Here is a 6,196-nt window from a genome sequence, read left to right as displayed (position 1 = left end):
CACCAAGTCGGCCAAGCCGCGCGAGGTGGAGAAGAAGTGGCATCTGATCGATGCCGACGGGCTGGTGGTCGGGCGGCTCGCCACGATCGTCGCCAATCTGCTGCGCGGCAAGCACAAGCCGAGCTTCACCCCGCATGTCGATTGCGGCGACCATGTCGTCATCGTCAATGCCGGCAAGGTGCGGTTCACCGGCAAGAAGCTCGCCGACAAGATCTATTACAAGCACACCGGCTATCCCGGCGGCATCAAATCGATCACCGCGGGCAAGATGCTCGAGGGCCGGTTCCCGGAGCGCGTGCTCGAAAAGGCGATCGAGCGGATGATCCCGCGCGGGCCGCTGGGACGCGAGCAGATGCGCTCGCTGCACCTCTATAACGGCGCCGAGCACCCGCACGGCGGCCAGAACCCCGAAACTCTCGACGTCGCGGCGATGAACCGCAAGAACAAGGTGGGCGCATAAGATGGCCGACAAAGACAAGAAGTCCCTTTCCGATCTGGCCGCGCTGACCGAGGCGCCCGCCGAGTCCGAAGCGCCGGCCGTCGAGGCTGCCGACGAAGCCGAGACCGCCGAGACCGCCGAGGCGCCTGCTGAAGCCGCGGCTCCGGCCGAGCCGCAGGCGCCCGCCGCCCCGTTGCGCGAGCAGCAGCTCGACAAGCAGGGCCGCGCTTATGCCACCGGCCGCCGCAAGGACGCGGTCGCCCGGGTCTGGCTGAAGCCCGGCAGCGGCACGATCACCGTCAACGGCCGCGACCAGACTGTCTATTTCGCGCGTCCGACCCTGCGCCTGGTGATCAACCAGCCGTTCGGCGTCGCCGGCCGCGAGGGCCAGTATGACGTGATCGCGACCGTTTCCGGCGGCGGCCTTTCCGGCCAGGCCGGCGCGGTCAAGCACGGCATTTCGCAGGCGCTGACCCGCTACGAGCCGGCGCTCCGCGCCGCGATCAAGCTGGCCGGTTTCCTCACCCGCGACAGCCGCGTCGTCGAGCGCAAGAAATACGGCCGCGCTAAGGCCCGCCGCAGCTTCCAGTTCTCGAAGCGGTAGCGCCAGCACCCTTCGTTACGAGAAAGGCGGTCCGGACTTTCTGGGCCGCCTTTCTCGATTCTAGGTTCCTGTCATGTGATGCTTGATCCTATTCGTTCTTCGCATCGGCGGCGCACCCCGATAGATCGGCTGATCCTCATCCCCGAGGCGACCCTCCAGAGCTGGGGCCGCTCGGAGGATCGGCGATCGCCCTCAGCAGTCTGGCCGCCGACTGCCGCAGCTCTGGATCGTCGCTTTGTAGGCCCGCAGTCAGAGCCGGCACCGCCGCCCGGGCCTCCTTCGTCTTCTGCCAGTCAGGGTCGATCCGGCTGAGCAGGAACGCGATCGTATTGCGGGTGGCTCCTTCGTCCCAAGACGGCATCGCATCAGCGTGCATAAGCTTTATGACCAGGGGCTCGATGAGACCTGAATGCGGGAAGTTGTAAAGCGCCCCGCACAAGTAGCCGACGCCGATTTCCGCAGCGAGCAGAGCGTCGGCGACGCGCGGATCGCCAATGGCGCCCAGCGCACGGGCCGCCGCCTCCCGGACGCTGATATCCGCATCGCTGGTGAGAACCGCCAGCAGGGGATCAACCGCCGCTCGATCGGCGAGCTCACCGAGCGCGTCTGCCGCCTCGCATCGAACCGACGGGTCGGGATCTCCGAGCGCCTTCACGAAAAGCTCCGAGAGTCCGGGACTGCGGAGCGCGGCCAACACGTCGATGGCACGTTTGCGCCTTGTCGCCTCGGGCGCTGAGAGGTCCGCCAGCAGCGCCTCCCGCACTCCCGCCTCGCCGATGCGGCGTAGGGCGCGCGCCGCCGCCTCACGGTCCTCCGGCCGGCCCGGGCGGTGGTACATGCTCTTGGCGATCACCACGACCAACGCGTCTGCCGCCTTGCGGCTGCCGATCTCGCCGAGCGCCTCAATCGCGCGTGATCGCAACGCCGGCTCCTCGTCCTCGAGGGCGGCGACCTGCAGCTGGGTGACAGCATGAGGCGTCTTTAAGGCTGCCAGCTCATCGAGGCAAAGCTTCCTGAGCCCCACAGGAAAGTCCGGATAGTAGCGTCGCCGCTCCTCAAGGTCGTCCATCGCGCGCCCCCTGCTCCTGAAAATGGCGTAAGCCTACTCCCGTCCGTCGATGCCAACAACGAGCTCCCGGCCTCAGCTAGCGGCCAATTCTACGGCTGTCTTAGCGGCCGAGATACCTCGACAAACAGCTGATAACATCCGCCGGTTGAAGCCGGGCTCAGGGCCAGGTTACAGTCGATGGCCGCGACCGGCGCTTCGCACGACGGTCAAGCAGGCCGGCTTCCTCACCCGCGACAGCCGCGTCCTCGAACGCAAGAAATACGGCCGCGCCAAGGCCCGCCGTTCTTTCCAATTCTCGAAGCGCTAAGCCTCGGCAGCTTAAGAGAAAACGGGGCGATCCGGTGGAAAACCGGGTCGCCCTTTTCTTTTGCCCGGGCGATTTCCAACGGCTGCTGCTAAAAGCGCCCCATGCGCAAGCTGCTCCCGCTTCTTCTCCTTCTCCCGCTCGCCCTTGGCGGCTGCCTCGCCCGCACTGCGGTCGGCGTCGTCACCCTGCCGGTCCGCGCGGTCAGCGCGGGCGTGGACGCGGTGACCACCAGCCAGTCCGAGGCGGATGAGCGGCGCGGCCGCGAGATTCGCGAGGAGGAGGAACGGCTCGGCCGCGAGGCCCGCCGCCGCGAGCGCGAGGAACGCCGCCAGCGCCGCCGCGACGAGGCGTCCGACGAGCCCGAGCCGGACGCCCACGCGTCGTAAGCTTTCATTAGGCGGCGGCCACAACCGATTCTTAATCCGGATCGCCTATCGCGCTCTCTGTGAGAAGGTGGCGAAGCACTGAATCGGGCGAGAGCGCGGGCGGCGACGAGGCGATGAGCCTCGGCCGGCTGTTCACGCTCGACTTTCGCCGCCTCGACGACGAGCGCGAGGAAAGCGCTCAGGTCGACCGCGTCCGCGCGCTCGATCCGCTGCCGGGCTTCTTCCTGTGCGTCCACCTGGTCGCCGGCGCCGCCTTGCTCTCCACCCTCTGGCCGGCCTCGCCTTTGGCCATTCCGGCGGCGGCCTTGCTGGCCGGTCTCGTCCTGCTCGATGCCGGGCTCTTCCTCTACAGCCGCAAGCGCCCGCTCTCGAGCTGGCCGCCGACCGCGGCGACCCGAGCGGCGGCGGCTTATGCGCTCGTCGCGAGCGGCATTTGGGGCGCGGCCGTCGTCCTGCTCGGTGCCGGCCAGGGCTCGCTGATCGGCGACATCGCGATGCTGGGCGGCCTGCTCGCCGTGCCGCTCGCCTTCATTTCCTCCCCAGCCATCGCCGCGCTGGGCAGCCTGGCGGGCATCGTCGCGGTCGCGCTGCGCTGGGGCGACCCCCTCGCGGTCGGGGCCGCCGCGCTCTTCGCCGGTTGCTTCGTGCGCCTGAGCCTCGGCCGCTTCGCCGATGGCCTCGCCCAGATGAAGCGGCGGATGGCAATCGACTGGAACGCGCAACGCGCCAACCGCTTCATCGAGGAATTCGAGCAGGCCGGGCGCGGCTGGTTCTGGGAGACGACCGGGCGCGGCGCGCTCTCCTACGTCTCCGACCAGCTCGCCGCCGACTTGAAAACCCCGGCCCGCGATCTGATCGGCAGGCCGTTCACCGACCTGATCGGCGCGGACGACAACGCCGGTGCCGAGACCTCGGAGCGGACCTTGGGCTTCCACCTCTCGGCCCGCCTGCCTTTCACCGACATCACCGTCCGCGCCAAGACCACAGCCGACATCTGGTGGTCGCTGTCGGGCACCCCGAGCTTCGACGAATATGGCCGCTTCCTCGGCTTCCGCGGCATCGGCACCGATCTCACCCAGCAGCGTCGCTCCGACGAGGAGATCAACCGCCTCGCCAAATACGATTCGCTGACCGGCCTGCCCAATCGGGCGCTGATGCGCCGTACGCTCGACGAGGCGGTGCAGGCGCAGAACGGCGCGCCCGGCGCCGGCTGCGCCCTCTTCCTGATCGATCTCGACCGCTTCAAGAACGTCAACGACACGCTCGGCCACCCGGTCGGCGATGCGCTGCTGAAGCAGGTCGCCCAGCGCCTCTCGACCGTGATCGGCGAGAGCGGTCAGATTGGCCGGCTCGGCGGCGACGAGTTCAAGGCCGTATTCCGCGGCCTCGACGAATCGGCTTTGTCCGAGCTGGCGAGCCGGCTGATCCAGCAGGTTTCGATGCCCTATATGATCGAGGGGCATAATATCGCGATCGGCGCCTCGGTGGGCATCGCGCTCGCCAGCAACGCCAGTTGCGCCGACGCCCTGATCCGCAACGCCGATCTCGCGCTCTATTCCGCGAAGGCCGCAGGCCGCGGCACCTACTGCTTCTTCGCGCCCGAGATGCACACCGAGGCGCAGGACCGGCAGATGCTGGAGAACGACCTCAGGAAGGCGATCGGCCGGGGCGAGCTGCTCCTCTACTACCAACCCGTGGTCAACGCCGCGACCGAGGAGCTGTCGGGCTTCGAGGCGCTGGTCCGCTGGCAGCATCCCTCGCGCGGCATGATCTCGCCGACGACCTTCATCCCGCTCGCCGAGGAAAGCGGCCTCATCCTCCAGGTCGGCGAATGGGTGCTCCGCACCGCGTGCGAGGAAGCGGCGAAATGGCCGGAGAATATCCGCGTCGCGGTCAATCTCTCGCCGATCCAGTTCACCGATCCGAACCTGCCGGCGATGATCGTCAGCGCGCTCGCCAATTCCCAGATCCAGCCCCGCCAGCTCGAGCTCGAGATCACCGAGGGCGTGTTTCTGGTCGAGAGCGAATCGACCGACGACATGTTCGCCAAGCTGAAGTCGCGCGGCGTCCGCCAAGCCCTGGACGATTTCGGCACCGGCTATTCGAGCCTCGGCTATCTGAAGAAGGCGCCGTTCGACAAGATCAAGATCGACCAGAGCTTCGTGCGCGGCGCCGCCAAGGCGGGCAGCCGCAACGCCGCCATCATCCGTGCCATCGTCACCCTGGCCGAAAGCCTCGACATGGACACGACCGCCGAGGGCGCCGAGACCCACGACGAGCTCACCATGATCCGCGAGCTCGGCTGCAGCCACATCCAGGGCTATATCTTCGGGCGGCCGTTGCCGGCGGAGGAAGCGGGCGCGCTCGCGGCGCAGAACAAGGCGATCACCGCCGACGGCTTCCAGTTCAACCGGCCGCCCCGCCAGGGGCTGCTGAAGGTCGCCAACGTGCAGTGGAACGGGATGAACGTGCCGGTCCGCGTGCGCAATATCTCGACCGGCGGCGCGCTGCTCGAAAGCAGCCGCACCTTGCCTGTCGAAGCCAAGGTCCAGCTCGATCTCCCCGGCTGCGGGCATCTCGGCGCCGAGGTGCGCTGGTGTGAGGGCAAGCGCGTCGGCATCCAGTTCGAGGAAGAATTCGATCTGCGCAAGCTCGCGCCGGGCAAGGGCGCGGGCTTCGGCGCCAAGCTCTCGCAGGGCTACCGGCCGATCGAGCTGTCCCAGCGCGAGGAGAAGCGGGCGCTGAGCCCCGCCGACCTGCGCTACGGCACCCGTCCGTGAGCCGCCGCACCATCGCTTGAAATCGACGGGTCGGCGCCACACGTTGACCGCTCCACAAGGCTTGTGGCAGGCGCGTTTTCGCGCGGGTATGATGTAATGGTAGCCTGTCAGCTTCCCAAGCTGAACGCGCGGGTTCGATTCCCGCTACCCGCTCCAACCTCCTAAGGCCCTGAATCAATAGCGATCGAGCAGCCGATCGACGCTGTCGTGAGCCTTGCCCTTCTTGCCCTTGCGGCCATTCGTCTCTTCCTCGAGCGCCGCGCGGATCTCCTCGATCTGGGCGTCGGTGAGATGCTCGATGCCGATGAACTGGGCGCGCGCCTTGCTCTGGGCGCGAAGCAGCTCGTCGAGCTTCGCCTGCATCGCCGCGGCGTCGCGATTCTGGCTGTTCTGGATGAGGAAGACCATCAGGAAAGTGACGATCGTCGTGCCGGTGTTGATCACCAGCTGCCAGGTGTCGGAGAAGCCGAACAAGGGCCCCGACACCGCCCAGACCAGCACCACCGTAAAGGCGAGGACGAAGGCGAGCGGCTGCCCGACCAGCGCGGACATCCGGCTGGCGAAGGCCGTGAAGATCCGGTCCATGCCGCGCAAAGCGCCCCGTTCCGGCG

At 67.7% G+C, this 6,196-nt stretch carries 6 protein-coding genes, 1 tRNA gene and 1 pseudogene; 6 read left to right on the top strand and 2 right to left on the bottom strand.

Features of this window, described 5'->3' with window-relative positions:
- Window positions 1-460, top strand: a 460-nt coding sequence (gene rplM, locus ACT4N8_RS11510; protein ID WP_444858265.1) for a 50S ribosomal protein L13, incomplete at its 5' end; no start/stop codon positions are given.
- 1 nt (window position 461) lies between these two features.
- The gene (gene rpsI / locus ACT4N8_RS11505; RefSeq protein WP_444858264.1) at window positions 462-1,043 is read left to right on the top strand and encodes a 30S ribosomal protein S9; all 582 of its coding nucleotides are present in this window, start codon (window positions 462-464) and stop codon (window positions 1,041-1,043) included.
- 136 nt (window positions 1,044-1,179) lie between these two features.
- Here rpsI (ACT4N8_RS11505) and ACT4N8_RS11500 read toward each other — a convergent pair whose 3' ends face one another.
- A complete protein-coding gene (locus ACT4N8_RS11500; RefSeq protein ID WP_444858263.1) occupies window positions 1,180-2,112 on the bottom strand; it encodes a HEAT repeat domain-containing protein in 933 nt (310 codons plus the stop codon).
- Window positions 2,113-2,296: 184 nt separating this feature from the next.
- On the opposite strand from ACT4N8_RS11500, the pseudogene rpsI (ACT4N8_RS11495) reads away from it, so the two are divergent.
- From rpsI (ACT4N8_RS11495) to ACT4N8_RS11480, 4 genes and pseudogenes are all read left to right on the top strand, one after another.
- Window positions 2,297-2,419 (top strand): annotated as a pseudogene (rpsI, locus tag ACT4N8_RS11495) (30S ribosomal protein S9); the annotation flags it as partial.
- A gap of 101 nt (window positions 2,420-2,520) precedes the next feature.
- On the top strand, window positions 2,521-2,805 hold the full coding sequence (locus tag ACT4N8_RS11490; RefSeq protein WP_444858262.1) for a hypothetical protein: 285 nt from the start codon (window positions 2,521-2,523) through the stop codon (window positions 2,803-2,805).
- Between the two features lie 59 nt (window positions 2,806-2,864).
- Window positions 2,865-5,585, top strand: coding sequence for a putative bifunctional diguanylate cyclase/phosphodiesterase (locus ACT4N8_RS11485; RefSeq protein ID WP_444858261.1), 2,721 nt, complete (start codon window positions 2,865-2,867; stop codon window positions 5,583-5,585).
- Between the two features lie 82 nt (window positions 5,586-5,667).
- Window positions 5,668-5,741 (top strand) — tRNA-Gly (locus ACT4N8_RS11480).
- Between the two features lie 18 nt (window positions 5,742-5,759).
- On the opposite strand, the gene ACT4N8_RS11475 is transcribed toward ACT4N8_RS11480, so the two are convergent.
- Complete coding sequence (locus ACT4N8_RS11475) at window positions 5,760-6,170, bottom strand: low affinity iron permease family protein (RefSeq protein WP_444858260.1); 411 nt, start codon at window positions 6,168-6,170, stop codon at window positions 5,760-5,762.
- Window positions 6,171-6,196: the final 26 nt, after the last annotated feature.

This window comes from Sphingosinicella sp. (assembly GCF_052387495.1).
Classification (GTDB): Bacteria; Pseudomonadota; Alphaproteobacteria; order Sphingomonadales; family Sphingomonadaceae; genus Allosphingosinicella.
This window is presented reverse-complemented; position numbering and strand designations above follow the sequence as displayed.